The sequence below is a fragment of the Microbulbifer sp. ALW1 genome (genome assembly GCF_009903625.1).
Classification (GTDB): domain Bacteria; phylum Pseudomonadota; class Gammaproteobacteria; order Pseudomonadales; family Cellvibrionaceae; genus Microbulbifer.
On the sequence record NZ_CP047569.1, the window covers coordinates 4,603,496 to 4,627,857 of the forward strand.

General features: G+C 58.0%; 10 protein-coding genes. 6 read left to right on the plus strand and 4 right to left on the minus strand.

Annotated elements, in window-relative coordinates:
* Positions 1-138: 138 nt before the first annotated feature.
* Complete coding sequence (locus tag GRX76_RS18850; RefSeq protein ID WP_160154696.1) at positions 139-1,152, plus strand: LacI family DNA-binding transcriptional regulator; 1,014 nt, start codon at positions 139-141, stop codon at positions 1,150-1,152.
* Between the two features lie 10 nt (positions 1,153-1,162).
* Here GRX76_RS18850 and GRX76_RS18855 read toward each other — a convergent pair whose 3' ends face one another.
* From GRX76_RS18855 to GRX76_RS18870, 4 genes are all read right to left on the minus strand, one after another.
* The gene (locus GRX76_RS18855; protein ID WP_160154697.1) at positions 1,163-1,930 is read right to left on the minus strand and encodes a sugar phosphate isomerase/epimerase; all 768 of its coding nucleotides are present in this window, start codon (positions 1,928-1,930) and stop codon (positions 1,163-1,165) included.
* Positions 1,931-2,061: 131 nt separating this feature from the next.
* Positions 2,062-2,982, minus strand: a complete 921-nt coding sequence (locus tag GRX76_RS18860; protein ID WP_201276864.1) for a sugar ABC transporter permease — start codon at positions 2,980-2,982, stop codon at positions 2,062-2,064.
* Positions 2,979-5,228, minus strand: coding sequence for an extracellular solute-binding protein (locus GRX76_RS18865; RefSeq protein ID WP_160154698.1), 2,250 nt, complete (start codon positions 5,226-5,228; stop codon positions 2,979-2,981). Before GRX76_RS18865 ends, GRX76_RS18860 begins: the two co-directional genes overlap by 4 nt.
* Positions 5,222-6,322: an ABC transporter ATP-binding protein gene (locus tag GRX76_RS18870; protein WP_160154699.1), complete on the minus strand. Its 1,101-nt coding sequence runs from the start codon at positions 6,320-6,322 to the stop codon at positions 5,222-5,224. Before GRX76_RS18870 ends, GRX76_RS18865 begins: the two co-directional genes overlap by 7 nt.
* A 372-nt stretch (positions 6,323-6,694) precedes the next feature.
* On the opposite strand from GRX76_RS18870, the gene GRX76_RS18875 reads away from it, so the two are divergent.
* The 5 genes from GRX76_RS18875 (at position 6,695) to GRX76_RS18895 (ending at position 24,297) form a co-directional block, all read left to right on the plus strand.
* The gene (locus GRX76_RS18875) at positions 6,695-8,275 is read left to right on the plus strand and encodes a TolC family protein (RefSeq protein ID WP_160154700.1); all 1,581 of its coding nucleotides are present in this window, start codon (positions 6,695-6,697) and stop codon (positions 8,273-8,275) included.
* 121 nt (positions 8,276-8,396) lie between these two features.
* Positions 8,397-9,224 carry an efflux RND transporter periplasmic adaptor subunit gene (locus GRX76_RS18880; RefSeq protein WP_160154701.1) on the plus strand — a complete coding sequence of 276 codons (828 nt, stop codon included), beginning with the start codon at positions 8,397-8,399 and terminating at the stop codon, positions 9,222-9,224.
* A 1-nt stretch (position 9,225) separates the two neighbouring features.
* Entirely contained in the window at positions 9,226-10,530 is a 1,305-nt protein-coding gene (locus tag GRX76_RS18885; RefSeq protein WP_160154702.1) for an efflux RND transporter periplasmic adaptor subunit, read from the plus strand.
* Positions 10,531-10,569: 39 nt separating this feature from the next.
* Positions 10,570-12,870, plus strand: a complete 2,301-nt coding sequence (locus GRX76_RS18890) for a hypothetical protein (protein ID WP_160154703.1) — start codon at positions 10,570-10,572, stop codon at positions 12,868-12,870.
* Between the two features lie 102 nt (positions 12,871-12,972).
* Positions 12,973-24,297, plus strand: coding sequence for an isopeptide-forming domain-containing fimbrial protein (locus tag GRX76_RS18895; RefSeq protein WP_160154704.1), 11,325 nt, complete (start codon positions 12,973-12,975; stop codon positions 24,295-24,297).
* The last annotated feature ends 65 nt before the right edge of the window (positions 24,298-24,362 follow it).

Below are 24,362 nucleotides of genomic sequence, written 5' to 3' on the forward strand. Positions count from 1 at the left end.
GAATTCTAAAACCCCATCCCAAAGATAGTAGAGTCAATGCACAAGCTTGCGACAAGCGCTATCATCGAGAATCTATGCAGTACCGATAAGACGTGCTTGTACAGAAGTAAAACAATTATAAAAACGAGAGAAAACGCCATGACAGGTATCATTGAGATCGCCAAAGCGGCGAACGTGTCCCCGTCCACGGTATCCCGGGTGATTCACAACCCGGAGCTGGTCAGCGAAGAGAAGCGCAATCAGGTGCTCGAAGTCATCAACCGCACCGGTTACACCCCCAGCAATCTCGGCGCCGGGCTGCGCAAGGCCAAGACCAATAATCTGGTAGCCATCATTCCCGACGTCACCAGCGCCTTCAATTATCCGGTGATCCGCGCCATCGAGAGTATCGCGCTGGAGAACGGCTATTCCCTGCTGCTCGGCGACACCCAGGAACTGGAAAGCCGCGAGCGCTCCTTCGCCGCCATGGCCCGCTCGCGCCAGGCCGACGGGATACTGCTGTTCTGCGCCAACCTGCCGTTTGATATCGATCCGGATACCCCACTCAGCGAGCAACTGCCACCGCTGGTGAACGCCTGCGAGGCCATTGACCTGCCTGGCCTGCCCAAGGTGAACATCGACAATGTGGCGGCCGCGGAAGAAGCGGTAAATTATCTGATTTCCCTCGGCCATAAACGCATTGCCGCCATCACCGGCCATGTGAAATCCCCCAGCACCCAGGATCGCCTCAAAGGCTACCGCTACGCCCTGCGCGGTGCGGGTATCCAGGTGGATGATGCGTTGATCGAGGCGGGAAATTACGGACTGAAAGATGCGGAGCAGGCGACGCGCAAACTGATGTCGCAGCCAAACCGGCCCACAGCGATTTTCAATTTCAGCGATGAAATGGCCATGAGCTGCCTGGCCACCCTGCACGATATGGGACTGCGGATTCCCGAGGATATATCGGTAATGGGCTTCGACGATATTTCCTATGCGGAGTACTGCTACCCCGCACTTACCACCGTAGCCCAGCCGATGACGGAAATCGGTATCGAATGTATGGAGCTGTTACTGCCGCAGTTGAATGGCAAAAAAATGGAAGCCTGTAACAAGATACTGCCGCACCGGCTGATGATCCGCAAAAGCACCGGACCAGCACCGGCCGGCTGACCCGACAGCGTTAATCCCAGTTTTTCACCGCGCGCAGGCTGCGGTGAATGCTGTCGTAAGGTGCGACAGCATCGTCGCGCTCTATGAAACCGTATTCCAGCCCTGCTTTTTTCGCATGTTTTAGCAGCCCGGGGAAATCGATCACGCCGCGCCCCACGTCGGCCATGGCCCCTTCACTCATGGCGTCCTTCAGATGCCACAGCGGAAAACGTCCCGGGTAGCGTTCAAAATAAGCCAACGGGTCCTGCCCGGCCTTGTGCATCCAGTAGATATCCATTTCAAAAAACACCAGTGCCGGATCGGTGTTATCCAGTAACAACTGGTAAGGAATAAATCCGTCGGTGCGTTCAAATTCGAAATCGTGATTGTGGTAGGCAAGGCGCAGGCCCGCCTCGCGGCACTGGCGGCCCCAGTCATTCAGATTCTGCACCAGCGCACGATAGTCGTCCGCGCTGCGCCGGTCCGGGTCCAGCCAGGCCAGTACCACATACTGGCTACCCAGCGCTTTTGCATCCGAAATGACCGAGGCAAAATCCGCTTCCATTTGCTCCAGCGGGAAATGGCTGGCCGGCGCAGCCAATCCGTTGTGCTCCAGCAACAATCGCACTTCACCGGCACTGCGACCAAAGAAGCCGGCAAACTCAACGGTTTGGTATCCGGCGTCCGCCACCTTGGTCAGAGTTGTGTCCACGCTTTCCTGCATTTGATTACGCAGGGTATACAGCTGCACGCCGTTCAGTTGCGGCTTGGTGCTGGCGACAATAGATGGCGTAGCCATAGAAGGCGCGGCAATAGCCCCGGCCGAAATGCTTAGGATAAGGCCCGCCAGCGAATAGCGATAAAAACGTAGTATGTTCATAAGACAAAACTTTTGGCTGGATTATTGTTGTTCCACACGGCAAAGGGACGCTAACCCTTGACTGCGCCGGCAGACAGGCCGGATACCAGGAATCGCTGTAACGAGAGGAACAGCAGCATAACCGGCAGGGATACCAGAATGGAACCGGCGGCAAAAAAGCCCCATTCGGAGGCATAGTCACTGACAAAAAAACGCAGTCCAACCGGTACCGTGTAACGGGATTCGTCGTCCATAAAAATAGAGGCGAGAATAAATTCGTTCCAGGCCGTCATAAACGCAAACAGCCCGGTCACCGCGATGGCTGGGCGCGCCAATGGCAGAATGATACGAGTAAAAATGGTCCAGCGGCTGGCACCCTCGAGCAGCGCAGACTCTTCAATTTCATAGGGTAAAGTGTCGAAATAGCCCTTCAGCATCCATACGCAGAATGGCAAGGCGGTGATGGAGTACACCAGGATCAACCCCAGCCAGGAATTCCCCAGCCCCAACCACTGCACCACGATCACATACAGCGGTATCAGCATCAGTACCGCCGGAAACATCTGGGAAATCAGGAACAGCACCATGCCGCGATTGCGACCGGCAAAGCGGAAGCGGGAAAAGGCGTAGGCGGCGGTACAGCTCAGCGACAACCCAACCAGCGTGGTGGCGATGGCGACGATCAGGCTGTTACCCAGCCAGCGCAGGAACGGCTGCTCGGTAAGTACCGCGCGGAAATTATCCAGGGTCCAGCGCTCCGGCAGGGGCACCAGCGCCAGCAATTGCTGCCCGACACTGGCGCCTTCCGGCAGGCGCACCAGCGTCAATGACTGCTGCCCGGAAAACGCCAGGCTCACTACCCACAACAGCGGGTAGATCACCACCAGGCAGGAGACTACCAGCAGCGCAAACCGCCAACTGAAGATATCCCGCAAGGCCGCGACCAACCGCGACGGCAGCAGATGCCTGAACCGCAAGGCCACGCCGTTCATCGCGCGGCCTCCAGGGTGCGGCTTATGCGCATCTGCCACATGGCGTAGCCGAACAACAACAGCAGAATCACCATGGAATAGGCAGCGGCATAAGCGTACTGGTATTTCTCAAAGCCGATGCGGAATGCCTTAGTAATTAGAATATCGTTGGCGCCCGCGGGAGCACCATCGCTCACCAGATAAATGACGTTGAACATATTAAAGGTCCACACCACCGACAGGATGACCGCCGGAATCAGCACCGGCTTCAGTAGCGGTAAAGTGATCGAGCGGAACTGAAACCAGCGCCCGGCACCTTCCACCCTGGCCACTTCATAGAGTTCCCGCGGAATCGACTGCAGGCCGCCGAGAATGACCACCATCATGAACGGAATACTCAACCAGACATTGGTCACCAGCCCGGTAAAAAAGCTCGCGCCTATGGAATCGAACCAGGCCACCGGCGCCAGTCCCAGCACCTGCAACCCCTGATTGATCACGCCAAATTGCGGGTGGAACATCCCCTTCCACACCAGCGCGGTAATGTAGTTGGGAATAGCCCAGGGCAGGATCAGCAGCAGGCGAAACCCGTTGCGGCCAAAGATGGGTTTGTCCAGGGCCAACGCCAGTAGCAATGCCAGCCCCACCGCCAGGATGACGTTGGTCGCGGTCCACAACACGGTTATCAGCAGGGTCCAGTAAAAGTTGTCGAAATCGATGGTCGCCTCGGCGCCCTGCCCCCGCCACAGGTGGAAGTCGCCGAGAATCGCAGCGTAGTTGTCAAACCCCACAAGGCGCGACCACAGCGGTGTGTGCTCGTTGAATACGGTGGTATCGGTGAATGACAGCAGCAGTCCATAAAGCAACGGGAAAAACACCAGCACCAGCATGCCGAGCATGGCGGGCAGTATGTACAGGTAAGCGGTACGATTTGCCTGCCAGCCGGCGGCCAGTTGCGCGCGGTAGCGCCGCCAGGCCCACAGGGCCAACAGCACCAGGGCCAGTGGCACCAGCCAGAGCCAGCGGGGCATGGTTGCGGGCGTTTCCCCGCGTGCACGCGAGCGCTCCAGTCGTGCCAGATCGGCACTCATGCGCCGCTGCAATTGGCGCATTTCCGCCTCGGGTTTGGCCGCGCCCTTCACGACTTTTTTCAGAGCATTGCCCAGTGGCACCCACAACAGTGTCATCGCCGGCAGGTTGGGAATCGGCACCGCCACTTCCAGCTGGCGGCGGAACGCCATGGCGGTGTCATTGGTGGCGATCCCCGGATGCTCGAAGGCACTGATATTGGCCGGTAACTGCCCGCCCTCAATACCCATTTTTTCCGCCGAAGGGCGGCTGGTAAGGAAATCCATTACCGCCACCGCCGCCGCAGGGTTTTTCGACCAGGGTGAGAGAAACAACCCCTCCACCGCCACCCAGGGTGACAGCGGCAAACCGCTCTCGCTGTTGCTGGGCAGTGGGACTACCCGGTAATTCACCTGCGGCGCTATCTCCCCCAGCATCCAGGGGCCGCTGATCACCATGGCCGCGCGCCCCTGGTTGAACAGGCTGGTCACCAGGGTGCTGCTGGGTTCCTCCGGCAGGATGCGGTCGTCGCGCGCCCAGCGCACCAGCATTTCCACCGAGTCGATATTGGCACGGCTATCGAGGTCCAGGTTGCCACCGCGGTCGAAGGGGCCGCGCCCGAAGCTGTTCATCAGCGCGCCGTGAAAGAAGGGTTCCGTATAGCTGTAGGCAAGGCCGAAACGCCCGGCCTTGCGATCGGTATGGCGGCGGGCTTCCGCTACCATGGCGTCGGTGGTGGCGGGGGCGGTTTGCACCAGGTCGGTGTTCAGAATCAGGGCCGGGCTTTTGAACGCGAGCGGCAGGCCGTAGAGGTCGCCGCCAAAGGTCATGGCATCGATCAGGTTGGGGGGAAAACGCCGCAGCAAACGCTCACTGATATAGCGGTCGATGGGCGCCACCGTGTGCCCGGCGCTGGCCCAGCCACCCAGGCGATCGTGGGCAAACACAAAGATGTCCGGCCCCTGCCCGCGGGGTAGTGCAGCGGAAAGCTTGTCGGCATAACCACCAAAGGGCACCGCCAGGGCTTTTACTTCAATCCCGCTCTGGCTGCGGTTGTAGTCATCGATCAACTGCTCGAAGGCGGCGCGCTCGGCACCGCGATAGCCGTGCCAGAGATTGAGGACTTCGGCGGCACTGGCGCCGGCGGCGAGTGCCATCGACAGCAGCACAAAGGCCAGGAAGGCCAGCCGCCTCAGCACTGCCCCACTCCCGCCCTGGCGCTGTCTGCGCGAATGCGCTGCTGGCTCTCGGCATCGAACAGGTAAATCGCGGTGGGATCGAAGGCGAGCTCCAGGGCATCACCGAGAGTGAATGCCCGCAAACCCGGCAGGCGTGCCACCATCTGCGCGCTGCCAGCGCGCAGGTGCACCAGCATCTCTGCCCCCAGGCTTTCCACCAGCTCGATCTGGCCTCTCAGGCGCGGCCAATTGGCCGGCGCGCTGGCGGCGTAGAGCAGTTTTTCCGGGCGCAGTCCCAGCAGCAGTTTGCGCGCCAGGCCCTGCAACTGGGGGCGCGGCAGGGTAAGCAGATCGCAGCTCAACTGTGTGCCATCGTTGATCACCTCCACCAGGTTCATCGGCGGCGATCCCATAAATCCGGCAACAAAGGTATTGTCGGGGTCGTTGTACAGTTCCAGGGGCGTCCCCACCTGCATCAATGCGCCCTGGTTGAGAATGGCGATGCGGGCTCCCAGGGTCATGGCTTCCACCTGATCGTGGGTGACGTACACGGAGGTGGTGCCCAGCTGGCGGTGCAGCCGGTGAATGACCCCGCGCATCTGTACCCGCAACTCGGCGTCGAGGTTGGACAGCGGCTCGTCGAACAGAAACACCTGCGGATCCCGCACCATGGCACGCCCCAGCGCCACACGCTGGGATTGACCGCCGGACAGCTGCCCCGGCTTGCGTTGCAGCAGGCCAGAAAGCCCCAGGGTCTCCGCCGCCTCCCGCACCCGACGCTCGATACCCAGCTTGGGGAAATTGCGCACCCGCAGCCCGAAGGCCATGTTTTCAAACACCGTCATATGCGGGTAGAGCGCGTAATTCTGGAACACCATGGCGATGTCCCGGTCTTTGGGGGGCAGGTCATTGACCCGGTGGCCGCCGATAAACAGGTCGCCGGCGGTGACGGTTTCCAGCCCCGCAATCATGCGCAGTATGGTGGATTTGCCACAACCGGACGGGCCCACCAACACCATGAACTCGCCATCGCGAATCTGCAGGTCCAGCCCCGGCACGGTGGCGGGGCTGTCGCTGTAGCGTTTGCTCACGCGGTGGAATTCAATACTGGCCAAGGGCAAGGGACTCTTTCATCGTCATACTCATCGTCTGATCTTTGATCATTGTTATTTTCGTCGGACGCACTTCAATGGCTCCTGGCGACTGATCGCCGCACAAGCGGAGAAGGCCGGTCATCAGCCTACCGTATGCGGTAGGCCCACGTCATCCACCTCCCTCGGGACCCGGCACCCGGCGCTAACAGATCAAACTTTAAACAATTCGTAGTCGCGAACACGCCCAATCACAAGCTGATACCGACCTGTCAGGAAGCCTGAGCCGCCGAAATTCCGCAGCCAACTTTCAGTTCTGGGTCTCTGTACTAGATTTAACGAGCGCAGCAGTACCGCGCCCTCAGAAGTCAATAAGTACGCTAAGGACAAAGAGATATGCGCCTGGCTCCCATTGCCACCGTCACGGCTTTTGGCCTGACACTGGCCACCCTGTCAGCCTGTTCGGTGAGACCCGTTGCCATCGACGACGCCACCATCGACCAACGCGCCAGCAGCGACTGGCAAACCGCCTTTGGCAATCAACAACCCGTCACCGGTCCCATCGACCTCAATGAGGCCATTGCCCGCGCCATCGCCTACAACATGGACAACCGCCTGAAACTGATGGAAGCGGTCGTTGCCAATCGCAACCTGCGCCTGGCCCGCTGGGACATGTTGCCGGAAATTGCCGCCAGTGCCGGTTACAACCACCGCAACAAACAGCACTTTGCCAGCAGCGAGGACGTCAACGGCAACCAGTCCCTGGCCCAGTCCACCTCCCTCGACAAAACCTACAGCACCGCCGGGCTGGAACTGTCGTGGAATGTGCTCGACTTCGGCATCAACTACCTGTCCGCCAAACAGGCCGCCGATGGGGTCATGATCGCTGTCGAGCGCCAGCGCAAACTGATGCACAACGTCATCATGGACGTGGAATACGCCTTCTGGATGGCCGCTGCCGCCCAGCGTGCGCAGAACCAGTTACCGGGCCTGATCGCACAGACCCGCAGTGCCCTGGAGAAATCCCGCCAGAGCGCCGAGCGCGGCCTGCGCCAGACCGAGGCCAGCCTTTCCTACCGTCGCGACCTGCTGGATCTGATGCAGCAACTGCTGGCGCTGGAAGGCGACATGCACAACGCCAAAATGGAACTGGCCTCGCTGATGGGCTTGCCCCCGGGCAGCGCCTTTACCGTCAGCGCCACACCCAGCGATGTATTGCGCAGCCCCTTCGCGGAAATGAGCGTACTGGAGCTGGAGCAGTACAGCCTGCGCAACCGCCCGGAGCTGCTGGAGGAAGATTACCGCCAGCGCATCGCCGCCACCGAAATCCGCAAGGCCTGCCTGCAACTACTGCCCGGGCTGGAATTGCGCAGCGGCTACTTCTACGACGACAACAGCTACCTGCTCTACAACGACTGGGCCGAAAGCAGCCTGCGCCTGACCTGGGACCTGCTGGGCACCGTAGTGGCCGGGCGGGACCTGGTGGAATACGCCCGGGATAGCGAGCGCCTCGGCGATGTGCGCCGCGCCGCACTCACCATTGCCGTGCTCACCCAGGTCGACCTGGCGCATAGCCATGTGAAGCGCGCGCAACTCAATCACGGTTACGCCATGGAAATGGCGGACATCGACCGCGAGATGGCAAGCCAGTCCCGCGCCCGCTGGCAATCCAGCCAGGGCACCGAACTGGAAAGCATTCACGCCGCGACCCAATCCCTGCTCTCCAGTGTTGAACGCGACGTGAGCTATGCCGACTGGCGCAGCGCCAACGGCCGCCTGAGCAATGCAGTGGGCTTCCAGCCGGAATTTTATATTGACTACCGCCAACCGCTGGAGGTGATCCAGCAACAAGTGGCCGACATGCGCACCCAGAACGCCAGCATGGAGCTACTGCCCGTTGGCGGCTACAACCCGGAAGGGGTGGAAAAGCGCGAGGCGGAAATCCGTGAAGACGGCCAGGCTTCCGCGCACTGGTAACCGGAAACTGGTGACTGGTAACTAATAGGTCTCGGAGCGCCAGGGCTTCACCGGATTTCGATCGCGTGTAGTCCCGACCTCCAAGCCAAACCCTGTGGTAGATGTACGCGTGGTACCTGCAATGCAAACTCAAACTCTGGCCCAAGCGGCACTTGTTCTGGTGTTGGGGCTCACTTCATTCAGTAACGCCGAGGCCGGCGCTGAAACCAGCGCCCCGGCCAAACTCAACGCCCTCAGCCGGGTACAACTTTCCAGCGAACTCGCCGCCCGACTGACCGAAGTGCGCCTGCGCGCCGGCGACCGCTTTCAACGGGGCGACCTGCTGGCCCGCTTCGACTGCACCGAGCTCAGGGCCGAACTGGAAGGCGCCGAATCACAACAGGCACTGGCACGCCGGCAACTGGACGCGAACATTTCCCTGCGCCAGCTGGGCGGCAACATCAGTGAGCTGGAAATGGTGCAGAGCGAAGCGCAGCTGGCGGAAGCCAAAGCCAATGCCAAGGTATTGCGACACCGCAACAGCCACTGCGAAGTGCGCGCGCCGTTTGACGGTTTTGTGGTGAGCCGCTCGATCGAGCCCCACCAGCGAGTAGAAGTGGGCGCGCCCCTGTTGGAACTGGTGGACAATCGCGGGCTGGAAGTAGAAGCCATCATTCCCTCCGGCTGGCTGGAAAAACTTACCATCGGTGCGCACTTTGAAGTCACCATCAATGAAACAGGTCGCCAGTACAGCGCCGAACTGCAGCGTATAGTGCCGGTGGTTGATCCGGTGACGCGCACCGTCCGGGTCATCGGTACCATCGGGCAGCCGCAGGAAACGGGTGCCAGCGGATTCAATCCCGCGCTACTGATTTCCGGCATGAGCGGCGAAGCGCGCTTTTCACTGCCGGAAAATGGCGATGACCTGCTTGCCAATGGCGCCGATCCCGCATTGAGCGGAGCCAACTGACGTGGATACCCGGCTGCTGGAAAAGCTCAACCATTTTCTCGCACTGGAGAAAAGACTGCGCGCTGCCACCGATTCACAACAGATCGCACGTATCGCGTGTAACGACAGCCAATCGCTGTTGCATTTCGATGCCGGTTTATTTTTTTCCGGTCGCGAGCTGAAACTGATCAGTGCCTCCAATGTCACCACGGTGGATGCCACCAGCAGCGAGGCACAGCGCTGGCGTCAGCTGGTGCGCAAACATTTTCCCAGCACCGTCCAGCACGGGCTTCTACAGCTGGAACTCCCCCGGAGCACGGAATCCAGCAAGGATATTCAGCAGCAGACTCTCGCCCTTGTGCCCCTCGGTAGCGGCGGCGATGAGGGCTGCCTGGCACTGCTGCGCGCGCGCCCACTCTCCGGGCAGGAACAGGAAATCGTGCGGGAAGTCGCCGCGGCCATCACCCAGGCGATACTGGCGCTGCGCGGCACAAAACGGTTTTCCCTCAGGCGCTGGCTGCGTCGCCGGCCGCTGGTCATCGCCGCGGCGATTACCGCGATCTGCATAATCCCCGTACGCCAAAGCGTGCTTGCGCCGGCAACCCTGGCCGCAATTGAACCGCGCATCGTTTCCGCCCGCACCGACGGCGTGATTCGCGAAATCAATATTCACCCCAATGCGACGGTCACGGCGGGCCAGTTGCTGTTCACACTGGAAGACGCCGAGGTCACCGCAGAAATTGACCGGGTCCAACAAGAGATAGCGCTCTACCAGGAGCGCCTGCGCATGACCCGGCAATACAATTTCCAACAGGCTTCTGCCGGCCACAAACTGGCACAGGCAGAAACCGATCTGTCGATTCGCAACCTGGATCTCGATTTTCAAAAATCCCAGCTGGATAAAACCCGTATCAAGGCCGCCAGTGATGGTGTGGTGATCTATACCGATCCCGCAGAGTGGATCGGTCGCCGCATCCGCGCCGGTGAAAAAGTCATGGAGATAGTGCAACCGGCGGCGCGTCAGATTCAGATCGACCTGCCCACGGCCGATGCCATCGCGCTTCCCGAAAACGCCAGCACGGTGTTCTATGCGGAATCCGACCCGCTGTCGCCCATTGACGGACAACTGAGCTACCACAGCCTGCTGACTACCGAGGGCGAAAATCTTCCCGCCAGTTACCGCCTGCTCGCCAGTATCCAGCAGGATCGACCACAGATTCGCATCAACACCCGCGGCCACGCACGTATTTACGGTGCACGGGTGCCTCTTATCTATTACTTACTCCGCCGACCACTGGCCGCGGCCCGCCGCTGGGCCGGAATTTAGCGGCACCAAAGGAGTACCCGAGAGGTAAGAGGTAAACCATTGCAGTCTTCGCCCTTTATCAGCCCTATTAGCCGGCAAACCGGCACCTGGCCCGAACTGCGTACAGACCTGCAGTTTCACCGGGTACAGGAAGAGGCTCAGCAACACACCTGGATGCTGTTTGACCCACTGCGCGGGCAATACCTGGAGCTGGGTGAACTGGAAATTCTGGTATTGCAGCAGTGGCATCTCGGCTGCGAGAAAAAAATTGCCGAGGCGATCGCCCGGGATCACGGCTGCGGACTTTCTCCCCAGCAGGTTGCCGCGGTGCATCGCTTTGCCGTCGACAACGAGCTGCTACAGACCGACAGCGAAGCGCTGTCACAAAAGCTCTCTTCCGTCAGTCCGCAGCAACAGCGACTTATGCAATTGCAGCGGGGTATTTTCTGGCGACGCCCGCTATTCACACCCGACCTCAGCAGCCGGCTGTTGTTACCCCTGGCCCGCTGCACCGATACCCGCAGCTTCTATGTGCTGCTTGCCGCGATAGCCGTTTTCTGTACCGTCTCAGTGGGACAGCACTGGGCGGAATTCCTCGCCTACTTTAATGCCAGCTGGAACGCCCTCGGCGCCCTCACTTTTTTCTGTTGTTACCTGCTACTAAGCCTGTTTCACGAACTGGGCCATGCCAGCGTGGCCAGACTCTACCGGGTGCGCGCCAACAGTATCGGGGTCGGATTGATCGCACTGATGCCCATTATGTTCAGTGAGATTACCGATGCCTGGCGGCTGCCAAGAAAAGCGCGGTTACATATTTCCGCCGCTGGTGTAATTTTCGAAGCCACGCTCGGGATGGGCGCCGCGGTAGCCTGGTGCCTGCTGGACGATGGTCTGTTGCGATCGCTGACGTTCTACCTCTTTACCACTTCACTGGTCACCACATTACTCATCAATGCCAATCCATTGATGAAATTTGACGGCTACTACCTGCTGAGTGATTTCACCCGGGAAAAAAATCTGCAACAGAGTGCTACCAGCACGTTTCGCAACTGGGTCTGGTCACAGCTGCTGCGCGGACAACCGAAACTCGTCGGACGTCGCCAGCGCCTGCTGGCTTTGTTCGGCTTCGCCAGCCTGCTATATCGCATTGTGGTATTCGCCACCATCAGCTACGCCGCATACCAATTGCTGTTCAAGGCCGCAGGCCTCGCTTTGTTTCTGCTGTGTATAGTTTTACTACTGGCTATCCCCACTTATCGAGAAGCGAGCGCATTTTTCAATCACATGAAAAAACAGCAGGCCCTGCTTCAGGGTAATCCCAAGTCATCGCAACAGGACACTGCCATGGAAAATACTGTTCCGGAGCATTCAACCAGCGAGCAACCGGATAGTGTCCGCAGCAGTAACCGCAATCGCTTTCAACAACTGAAGCAGACCCTGCAGTTATTGAACCCCCGGGTAACCGGCACCCTGTGCATCTTGTTCGCCCTGCTACTGATCCCTTTGCCTTGGCCGGTTCAGCTCCCGGCCAGCACTTACTTTGCCAGTCAGCAAAAAGTCATGGCGCCGGCAGGCGCCGTACTGCAATCCCTGGCCGTGGCGCCAGGCACGGCAGTGAGCGCCGGCAGCGTCATTGCCGAACTGCACGACAATGAATTGGACTACCGTATCGCCCGCACCCGGCAGGAATTGAAATTATTGACTCATCGCCAACACAGCGACGGCTTTGCGGAAGAGCTCGATGTACTGGACGGTGTTTATTTACAGGACTTACTCAGCAAGCAACAGTTACTGCGTGCGCTAGAAACCGAAAAACAGCAGCTGCAGATCATCGCCAGCAGCTCCGGCATCGTCGACTGGATGCTACCGGGGCTGGCACCGGGACAATACCTGGACGTCAACCAGCTGTTTATCGCTATCGCCGACCGCAACACCTTGCGGGGCCACGCCTATGGCCAGCCGCAGCAACTCAAGCGCCTGCCACACACGTCATCCGTGGCGAAACCAACAACCACACTGACCGGCAGGCTTTTTGTCCCCGGCCGTTGGCAGCCGCTGCCTGTCACCGTAAGTCGCGTCGAACAGATCGCGTCGCGACGTATTCAGGACCCGGCGCTCAGTTCCGAACACGGCGGCCCACTTCAAGTGCTACCCGATAATCCGGAGCGCAGTGCCGAAGCATTGCACCTGGTCAATTTCGAGTTACAGGCTGCCAGTGACACGCCACTGGCGACGGACGACCTGTCCATCGCCCGATCCCAGCGCGCCGGTACCCTGGTGCTGTTCGGTGAACCTGTCAGCCTTATAAAACTGTTTGTCGACCGGGTAGCCGGTGTAGTGATTCGCGAAAGCGGTGTTTAAACAACTCTTAAATAGCTATTAAACAACTCTGCAGTTAACACAGAAATTTCTCGGCCGGCCCGGAAGGCCAGCGCCAGAAAACCACAAGGAAAGAGGTATCCCATGGAACTCAATGAGTTTTCCAGATCATCCCTGGCCCAGGCGATCAACCAGCAGGGTCGCCAACTCACCAGCCTGCGCCGCGTGCTGGAAAAGCGGGTGCTACTGGATGCTTCCGTGGCGGCGGATATCAGCCATTCCGCCAGTGATACTTCAGGCCCGGAAATTGCCGAAAGCGCGGACGCGAAAAACGGGCACGACAATTCCGAGAACAATTCCGACAACAACGGCGGCCAGGACAGCACTGCAGAAGGGTTTGCGCCGGACGCCGGTCAGCGCCAGGAACTGGTGGTCATCGACCTGCAACTAAACGATGCCCAGGCTCTGATCGATGACCTGGTCCAGCAGGCCAGTGAGGTGACCGAGGAGAATGGCATTCTGCAGCTGGCCATCGGCGAGCGCAGTGTCAGCCTGCTGACGCTGGATGCCAGCGATAGCCTGCAGACGGTGACGGATTTCCTCGCCGACAACGGCCAGACTTTTGATGCCATTCACCTGATCTCCCACGGCGGTGCCGGCGGTATCGACGTGGGCGGGGAGGAGCTATCCCTGACCAGCCTTGCCGCCACTGACGGCGGCAGCCACAGTACACAGCTGCAAAGCTGGGAAAGTAGCCTGAGCGCAGATGCCGACATTCTGCTGTACGGCTGTAATACCGGCTACAGCCTTACCGGCGAGCGCTTTATCGATCAGATTGCCAGCCTCACCGGTGCGGATGTAGCGGCCTCCGACGATGCCACCGGCAGCGCGCTGCGCGGCGGTGACTGGGAGCTGGAGCAACAGAAAGGTGAAGTGGAAACCGATATTGTTTTTTCCAAGCTGCTACAGGGAGCCTGGGAAGGGTTAATGGTGGCCACGCCGGGTGCCACGGTGGATGCGCCCAGCGAAGATTTCATCAATGAGTCCACGGACATCGGTATCTCTTTTGAGAATGATGGTGATACCGTGGGCTATGGTCCCTTTATTGATGTGGTTACCGGCCCGGGGATGACCGTTGACGGCACCAGTGGCCTGAATGGTGCCAATGTCGAAACCTATACCTACGAGAACGGGCAGTGGGTCGATAGCGGTGGCAATCCCGTGCTGTTCCATCCGTTCGACTTTAACCAGACTGGCGCTATTCCCCTGCCACCGGGCGAAGAAGGTTCCACCTGGTATGCGATTCAGCTGCCCTTCGGTTCATACTCTCCCGATCAGCCTTCTTTTGATTTCGATGTATCGGTCATTCTGGATGAAGCCGCCGGCGCCATGGTTGGCGTGCCTATCCCGGTTTGGGTAAGACCTGGCTTTGCCTACGGCAATGACCCGCTGAACAACCCTGACACCGATCCACCCATCGTATCCAACCCCATTGAAACCACGGTCACGCCCACAGTGATCGAAGTGGAAAAAACGGCACAGGATGGCGATGGCGATAACAATTCCATTGGCGATGACGGGGAAACGGTTACCGGACCGAGTGAGCCCGTTGTCTGGCGCGTGAATGTGGATATCGCGAATCTCTCCACCGTGGAAAATCTGGTAGTCACCGAAGAGGTTCCGAACAATTTCTACTACGTTCCCGGAAACGTGGTGGTCACCGATTCCGGTGGCAACCCCCTCAATGTCACCATTACTGAACCGCCAGAGGGGGCGAACAACGGTTCAGAACTGATCATCGAGTTTAACGACCCTATTACTGGCACACTCGCCACCAATGATATCGTCATTACCTATACCGGCTATGTGCCCGACGTGGATGCCAACGGCGATCCCATCGTTATTAATGACGGCGCCAATGATGCAATCCGTAATGAAGTATCTGTTACCGGTGAATATCAAGATCAAACCATCAGTGACAGTGACGATGCCATCATTACCGCAGTCGCCACGGCGCTGCAAAAAGATGTGGTACTTATTGATGATGTGGGTGGAACAGGTATTACTCCCGGTGACCGTTTGCAATACACCCTCACTCTAGAGGTGTCGGATTATATTCGCCTGACAGACCTGCTACTGACCGACTCTATTCAAGACGGCCTTGAGATTGACCCGGATTCATTTACCTTCGAAATATTTACCAACGGAAATACCTTCGGTCCGGATGCGATTGGTAGCGGCAATTTGTCGGTAACGGAAAACGGCGGCGACGGCAGTACCGATGTCAGTATTGACTTATCCCAGGAACTTATCGACCGCGGAATCAGCCCCAATGGCGGACTGAATGGCGACCTGTTCCAGGATACCGCGATCGATGGCACCACAACCGTCACCATCACTTACGAAGCCACCATTCGCGAAACCTACCTGGCAACCGGGGACGCAGTGAATGTTTACGATGTAATCAACAACCAGGCCACCGTTAACGGAAGCCTCGGCTCCGCCAACGGCCAGGATGTCAGCAACAGTGGCAATGAAAGTGTGCAGATCGAAGGGGCGGATTCCAGTAAAAGCGTCTATGCCATTGACGGCAGCACAGATCCCGCAGACCTGACGGATATCGCCGTAGGCCAGACGGTAACCTTTGCCATTGATATCGATTTGGCAACCCTGGACGACGCCGGTCTCAGCATCACTGACTACCTGCCGCAGCCGGTATTCGAAGCCATTGCACCGGTATTCTTCGACACGACCGAAGGGGCCAATATCCCTGGCGTTGGCGAATGGGGCTTCGGCCCGGCCACCGACTTCGCTAACTGGCCAGACGGTTACCTTGACGGTGCCAATGTCACCACCAGCGCCGACTCGGGCAACAACTCCATCACCTGGACACTGGATCCGGTAGAGCAACTCTCGTCTGTTGGCGGCCACGTGCAACTGCTGTTTACAGTACAGGTACTGGACCAACCATTTACCGACGGACTTTTCCTGACCAATGTGGCTTCGGTCACTGTCAACGGCACCGATGAAACCGTCACCCTGCCTCCAGGGGGCATCCAGATTGAAGTGGTTTCGCCGGATGTGAATGTCACCAAAGGGGTGATATCCACCGATGATGGCAGTGGCATCTTTGACCCGGATCCTCCCGGCCCGGTCACCTTCGATCCTGCCGGCACACCGGGTGATGGCTCGCCCCCCTGGACCGGCACCATTACCAGCGACGACCTGGATACCACCCCGATTGATTCCAACCTCAGCGATATCGATGCCGGTGACACGGTGCGCTTTGCCATCACCCTGGAAAATACCGGTGGCTCCGATGCCTTCAACCTGGTGATCAGTGACACACTCCCGGATGGTTTTGTAATTCCTCCGGGAGGGCTCAACCTCCAGGTGTTCACCGGTGACGGTAACCCCATCGGCTTTACCGGTGACCTGTTCACTGGTGGTATTACCCTGGACGACCCTTCTGCTGATGAGGGCGCACTCAATGAGGGACGCGATCCCGACACGGGCACCACCACAGATGGTAGCAACATCATCATCATTACCTACGATCTGATTGCCACCGACGCGGTACAACCCGGGCAGGAAATCGTGAACACCGCGCAACTGGAAGCCTACGGTGGTGTGGACGGAGGCAATGACTACACCGAGGGCAACACGGATATTGATTGGCAGGATGATGCCACGGTAGAAGTGAAGCAAAACACCGTGGACAAAGCCCTGAATTCAACCAGTATTGTCAGCCCGAATAACGGCGATGCAGAAGCTGTAATCGGTGAAACTGCTATTTACACACTGACAATAGAAATTGCAGAGGGCATTACTCCCAGTGCGTCCATTCTCGACACCCTGGATACTGGCCTGCAATTCGTCGAGCTTATTTCCGCGACTTCGTCATCGGCCGACATTCAGAATGCAGCTGGCGACCCGTGGAGCCAAGCGGATTTGATTGTTACCCCGAATGGTCAACAGGTGGATTTTGACCTCGGCGACTTAACTAACGTAAACAGGGACAACACCGTCACAGAGAGCATAACCATCACCTACCGAGTGCTGGTTCAAAATATTCTTTCCAATCAAAGTAGCGTTCAGCTCAATAACCGCGCGCAATTTTCCTGGGACAGCACCGACGATGGCATCGACAATCCCACAATTAACGATACAGACTCCGCCGAAAACATCACCGTTATCGAGCCGGATCTGCAGATTGATAAATCCCTGACAGGAACATCGCCGAGAATCGATGCCAATGACCAGGTGGAATATACCGTTGTCATATCCCACACCGGTTTTTCGGATACCGATGCCTTCGATGCGACCTTTATTGACACCCTTCCTCCTGAACTTACCAATGTCGTATTGGCAAGCGCGACACTGAGCATCAATGGTTCCGATGTCGATGTTTCCGGGCTTTTCCAAGTCAACGGCAACACAATAGAAATGGTGCCAGGTCAATCTTTCGATTTGCCTCTGGGCGCTACGCTAACCTTGGTCATTGAAGCCAATGTCATCAACAATATCGTAGTCGGAACCGAGATAACAAATACCGGGACCGTAGACTGGGAGAGTATTGACGGCGACGATCCCAATGAACGTACTGGCGAGGATGGCCCCGGCGGCTTGAATGATTACATCACCGATGATTCGGCCACCTTTACCGTTGATGAAATTACCGCTGGCAAATCGGTAATATCTACCTCAATAATTGACCCCTACAACGAACGTCTGGAGGCAGTAATCGGTGAAGAGGTCACCTACGAGGCCCGTTTTACTGTGCCAGAAGGTGAAGCCCCCAATGCGGAGATCATTGATATTCTGCCGGCAGGGATGGAGTTCGTAAGTTTCGACGGTGTATTTATAGGCACCGATATTCAAGTGCTGAACGGCGGCTTTGGAACTCCAAGTATTACAGATAACCCGGACGGCACCACTACGCTCAATTTCGGCACCGCCGATTTGCAAAATACCGGCAATGATGGACTGGCAATCGAAGACACCATCGCGGTTTTCTACACCGTGCGTGTAACCAATGTTGTCAGTAACCAAGCCGGTGTTGTACTCAGCAACGATGCACAATTTCGCTGGGATATTGATGGCAATGGCAGCAACACCGACCCCGGTGATGGCTTTCAACAGGACTCAGCCGATGTCACCGTTATTGAACCTCAGCTGACCATCGAAAAAGTGGCCGATATCACAACCGGTGATAACGGTGACCAGGTGACCTACACAATTACGGTCACCAACCCAGACGATGGTAGCAGTACCACGGCCTACGACGTCAGCTTCAGTGACCAGCTGCCGGTAGAGCTGGAGAATATTAGTTTTTCTGCGAACCTGGTGTTGGGTGGCTCAACCCCTTCTGATGTTACGGGGTTCTTTACATATGACAGTGCGACCAATCAACTACTGCTTGACCCCCAGGCAGAGCTGGATATTTTCCCCGGCTCCGTCGTCACCATAACGATCACTGGAACACTCGCCAATACCGTCACTGGCAGCACCATAACCAATGCGACCGATGTAGACTGGACGAGTTTGGACGGCGCTGATCTCGAAGAGCGCACCGGCGAAGATGGCGAGGGCGGACTGCTGAACGACTATGCGGCCGGCGATACCGCCGACATCACGGTCAACAGACCGGCGGTAGACAAGGTACTGGTATCCACGTCACAGAACGATGACCTGAACGACGATACCGAGGCCACTATCGGTGAAATCGTCACTTTCTCCGTCACCGTAACGCTGCCTGAAGCCACTCTTACCGGTCAGATCATTGACGACTTCGGCCCAGGTTTCGAGTTCATAGACCTCGTCAGCGTCACCGCGAGTAACCCGGATGCCATTATTCTGGATCCCGACGCCATTACCATTATTGATGATCCCGCCAACAATACGATTGGGTTGGATTTCGGCACTCTGATAAATACCGACACCGATAACAGTACGGTTGAAACCGTAACCTTCACCTATCGCCTCCGGGTAACGGATATCCCCACCAACGTAGATGGAACCACGCTCAATAACGAAGTTTTACTGCAATATGACACAGACGGTGACGGCACCTTTGACGACAGCGCCAATAGCACCGCGTCGGTGGACGTTGTCGAGCCTTTGCTATTAATCGACAAAGAACTGCTCAGTCCCACACCGCTGACCCTTGGCGGTCTCGCGCAGTACCAGATTACAGTGCAACTCGACCCCGCCAGTGGTGCCGATGCTTACAACGTAGTGCTTCAGGATGCGCTGCCACCCTATATCGCCTCGGTGGAAAATATTCAGATAGATGTGACCGGCGGCTCGCCCACCATCATCGACAACTCCATCGCAGATCTGTTGCTACTAGATATCAGTGAAATCGACAGCACCACCGTCATCACCATCACCATTGATGCCAGGGTGACCAGTGACCCCGCCGCCATAGGACAAACTACGACGAATACCACGGTTGCCGATTACACCAGTCTGGATACGCCGGACGGTGGCGACGACAGCGACATAGAGCGCGAGTACGAGGTCAGCGATGAAGTTACTGCGGATATCGAAGCGGTCGACCTGTTTATCGACAAGGACGATGGTGGCATCGATGTAGACAACCCGGCAGCACCGGGCGATACCATCACCTACACCATCAACTACGGAAACCGTGGCAACCTTGATGCCACCGGTGTAGTGATCACCGAGACTTTGCCAGATTATGTCATTTACGACCCCGCCGATAATCCCGGCTGGGTGCTCAATGGGGACACCCTGACCTTCGACGTGGGCGATCTCGCTGCCGGTGAAACCGGCTCCGTCGAACTCATCGTGACCATTATCAATCCACTGCCTTCCGGTGTGGAAGAAACCAACAATACCGTGTCCATTGATGGCGATGAAAGTAACGGCGCCGATCCCACACCGGGCGACAATACCGATGTGGATGTTACGCCTATCGAGGCCGCACCGGACTATGTCATCGACAAGGTGGAGGAGTTCGACGATCCGGCCTTCCCCGGTGAAACCATCAGCTGGAGCATTACCATCGTTAACGAGGGCAATCAGGATGGCACCGGCGTGGTGATCACCGACCAGTTGCCTTCCACCCCGTTTGTTTCTGGCTATACCGCCAGCGATGGAGGCATAGTCGATATCGATGCGGGCACCGTAGTCTGGAATATTGGCGATCTCGCCGTTGGCGAGAGCGTGACAGTAACCCTTACCGGGATAGTGGCAGACGAAGTGCCTCCGCGTATTCCGCTGCAGGTCAACGCGGCGGAAGTCACCGATGATGGCACCAATGGCCCCGACCCGACCCCGGAAAACAATGTCGATAGCGAACCCTTCGACATAACCGAAGTGGATCTTTCCATTACCAAAGACGACGGTGGTATCACCACCGCACCCGGAGGCACCGTTGTCTATACCCTGACCTACGCCAATCTCGGAACGGCGCTGGCAGACAACGTGCTCATCACCGAGACGCTGCCACCGAATACCACCTTCGATGCGGCGAGTTCTACCGCGGGCTGGGTAGACCAGGGAGATGGCACCTTTACCTTCGACCTTGGTACTCTGGATCCTGGCGAAACCGGCACCGTGGATTTCGCAGTAATTGTCGATGACCCGCTTCCCGCCGGCGTCGAGGAAGTGCTGAACAGCACCGAGATTTCCTATGACGACGGCCGCGGGCCGGATCAGAATCTCGATAACAATAGCGATGATGACAATACCCCGATCAATGCGCAGCCGGATTATGTGATCGACAAGATCGAGAACTTCGACGATCCCGCTAACCCCGGTGACACCATCGAGTGGACCATCGAGGTCAGCAACCAGGGCAACCAGGATGGCACCGGTGTGGTGGTCACCGATAACCTGCCCGATACCAGCCTGTTCAATTCCTTTGTCGCCAGTGACGGTGGCGTGATCGATCTGGATGCCGGCACCGTAACCTGGAATATCGGCGATCTCGCCGCCGGGGACTCGGTGAGCTTTACCTTGTCCGCGGTGGTGAACGAAAGTGTGCCCACGGTAATCCCCACCCAGACCAATACCGTGACCGTGGACGATGACGGCACCAATGGTGCCGACCCAACTCCGGACAACAACACCGACAGTGAAGACCTGGATATCACTTATGTGGATCTCGCCATCGACAAGGACGATGGCGGTGTCACCGTTGAGCCGGGCGATACCCTGGTCTACACCCTGACCTATGCCAACAACGGCACCGCGGATGCCACCGGTGTAACCATCACCGAATCATTGCCTGAATACGCCACCTTCGACGCGGCCAATTCCACCGCCGGTTGGATCGACAACGGCGACGGCACTTTCACATTTAACGTGGGCGCCCTTGCCGCGGGCGACAGTGGCAACGTGGAATTTGCGGTGATCATCGATGAGCCGATTCCCTCCGGCGTGGAGGAGACCAGCAACACCACCAGCATCACCGACGATGGCGACAGCGGCCCCGACCAGAACACCGACGACAATGACGACGATGAAGTAACACCCATCGACGGCCGCCCGGATTATGTAATCGACAAGATCGAAAACTTTGACGATCCCGCCAATCCCGGCGATACCATCGAGTGGACCATCGAGGTCAGCAACCAGGGCAACCAGGATGGCACCGGTGTGGTGGTCACTGATAACTTGCCCGATACCAGCCTGTTCAGTGATTTTATTGCCAGCGACGGCGGTGTGATCGACCTGGATGCCGGTACCGTCACCTGGAATATCGGCGATCTCGCCGCCGGGGACTCGGTGAGCTTTACCTTGTCCGCGGTGGTGAACGAAAGTGTGCCCACGGTAATCCCCACCCAGACCAATACCGTGACCGTGGACGATGACGGCACCAATGGTGCCGACCCAACTCCGGACAACAACACCGACAGTGAAGACCTGGATATCACTTATGTGGATCTCGCCATCGACAAGGACGATGGCGGTGTCACCGTTGAGCCGGGCGATACCCTGGTCTACACCCTGACCTATGCCAACAACGGCACCGCGGATGCCACCGGTGTAACCATCACCGAGTCACTGCCTGAATACGCCACCTTCGACGCCGCCAACTCCACCGCGGGTTGGATCGACAACGGCGACGGCACTTTCACGTTTAACGTAGGCGCCCTTGCCGCGGGCGACAGTGGTAGTGTGGAATTTGCGGTGATCATCGATGAGCCGATTCCCTCCGGTGTGGAGGAAACCAGCAACACCACCAGCATCACTGACGATGGCGACAGCGGCCCCGACCAGAATACCGACGACAATGACGACGATGAAGTTACGCCCATCGACGGTCGCCCGGATTATGTAATCGACAAGATCGAGAACTTCGACGATCCCGCCAATCCCGGCGATACCATTGAGTGGACCATTGAAGTCAGCAACCAGGGCAACCAGGACGGCACCGGTGTGGTGGTGACCGATAACCTGCCCGATACCAGCCTGTTCAGTGATTTCATTGCCAGTGACGGCGGTGTGATCGACCTGGATGCCGGCACCGTAACCTGGAATATCGGCGACCTCGCCGCCGGGGATTCGGTGAGCTTCACTCTTACCGCAGTGGTGGCAGAGTCCGTGCCCACGGTAATTCCCACCCAGACCAACACCGTGACCGTGGACGATGACGGCACCAACGGCCCGGATCCGACCCCGGACAACAACACCGACAGTGAAGATCTGGATATCACCTATGTGGATCTCGCCATCGACAAGGACGATGGCGGTGTCACCGTCGAGCCGGGCGATACCCTGGTCTACACCCTGACCTATGCAAACAACGGCACCGCGGATGCCACCGGTGTAACCATCACCGAGTCACTGCCTGAATACGCCACCTTCGACGCCGCCAACTCCACCGCGGGTTGGATCGACAACGGCGACGGCACTTTCACGTTTAACGTAGGCGCCCTTGCCGCGGGCGACAGTGGTAGTGTGGAATTTGCGGTGATCATCGATGAGCCGATTCCCTCCGGTGTGGAGGAAACCAGCAACACCACCAGCATCACTGACGATGGCGACAGCGGCCCCGACCAGAATACCGACGACAATGACGACGATGAAGTTACGCCCATCGACGGTCGTCCGGATTATGTGATCGACAAGATCGAGAATTTCGATGATCCAGTGAATCCGGGCGATGCCATTTCCTGGACCATTGAAGTGCGCAACGAAGGCAACCAGGACGGTACCGGCGTTGTGGTCACTGACCTTCTCCCAGACACCAGCCTGTTCAACAACTTTACTGCGAGTAACGGCGGGGTGATTGATCTCGACGCCGGCACCGTCACCTGGAATATCGGCGATCTGGCAGTGGGAGAGAGTGTCACGCTGACACTTACCGCGGTGGTGGCCGACACTGTCCCAGCCAATGTCGGCCCACAAACCAACACCGTGGTGGTCGACGATGACGGCAGTAACGGCCTGGATCCAACGCCGGACAACAACCGCGACGACGAAACCCTGGTCATTGAGTTTGTGGATCTGTTTGTCGACAAAGACCACGGTGACGCGGAGCCCGGGCCAACCGACACCCTTGTTTACACCCTGAGTTATGGCAATGCTGGCACCGCCGAGGCCACCGGCGTAGTCATCACCGAAACCCTGCCGCCGAACACCAGTTTCGATGCCGCCAACTCCAGTCCGGGATGGGTGCAGAACGGCGATGTGTTCACCTTTGACGTCGGTACCCTGGCCGCAGGGGAAACCGGTATCATTACCTTTGCCGTCACCATCGACTATCCGCTGGATGCTACGGTGCAGCAGATCAACAATACGGCCGAAATCACCGACGATGGTAATCACGGACCGGATCAGGAGATCGACAACAACCGCGACGACGATGTCACCGACCTGTTCAACCCCGGGCCCAATGTCGACAACATTACTCTGTCGCAACTATTCCCGGAGTACATCTATCCACCTAGGGAGTGGGAGCGCCAACAGCCTGAATTACATGGCCGCTTGATCTCGAAGGAAACCGAAGATCTCAGGGCGAACCTGCAGGGTGCACGCAATGGTGGCAACTTCGACCCCGGGTTTGGTAGCGCGGACGGTCGCTTCTACCCCAATGACTGGTCGCGAGTATTCAGTAACGATCTGTCTATCGACACCAGTGCCTCGGCCGGCATGGAAAAATCCAGCCCCCTGGCACTGGACAAGGATCTGGGGCGCTACCGCGCCAATTCACTATTCGGTGATTTTGAGCGGCCGGCAGCGAGTCCGGAACTGCCTGCTGGGGCAACCAACTCGGTACCAGTAACAGCGCCTCTGCCAGCACCACTCCAGTCTTCGCCCTTCCAGTCGGGCCCTGGCGCAGACGAACCACTCAACCTGATTCCAGAGCGCAGCCAGTTGCAGCGCCAGTTGGATGACATCGCCCGTGAATTGAGCGAAGCACAGGTATCGCCGCTGCTTGCCGCCTTCGCCGCGCTCAGTGTGGCGGAAACCGGAGACAAGCCAGTCAAATAAGCAAACCGTGGTGGAAGACGGCAGTCCTGCCCGTCAGGCGCCACAATATGTCAAAAGCCTGACCG

Coding starts and splice junctions, on each gene's coding strand:
- GRX76_RS18855 (WP_160154697.1), bottom strand. CDS start 1,930: ATGGCTACGCCATCTATTGTCGCCAGCACCAAGCCGCAACTGAACGGC.
- GRX76_RS18895 (WP_160154704.1), top strand. CDS start 12,973: ATGGAACTCAATGAGTTTTCCAGATCATCCCTGGCCCAGGCGATCAAC.
- GRX76_RS18850 (WP_160154696.1), top strand. CDS start 139: ATGACAGGTATCATTGAGATCGCCAAAGCGGCGAACGTGTCCCCGTCC.
- GRX76_RS18860 (WP_201276864.1), bottom strand. CDS start 2,982: ATGAACGGCGTGGCCTTGCGGTTCAGGCATCTGCTGCCGTCGCGGTTG.
- GRX76_RS18875 (WP_160154700.1), top strand. CDS start 6,695: ATGCGCCTGGCTCCCATTGCCACCGTCACGGCTTTTGGCCTGACACTG.
- GRX76_RS18880 (WP_160154701.1), top strand. CDS start 8,397: ATGCAAACTCAAACTCTGGCCCAAGCGGCACTTGTTCTGGTGTTGGGG.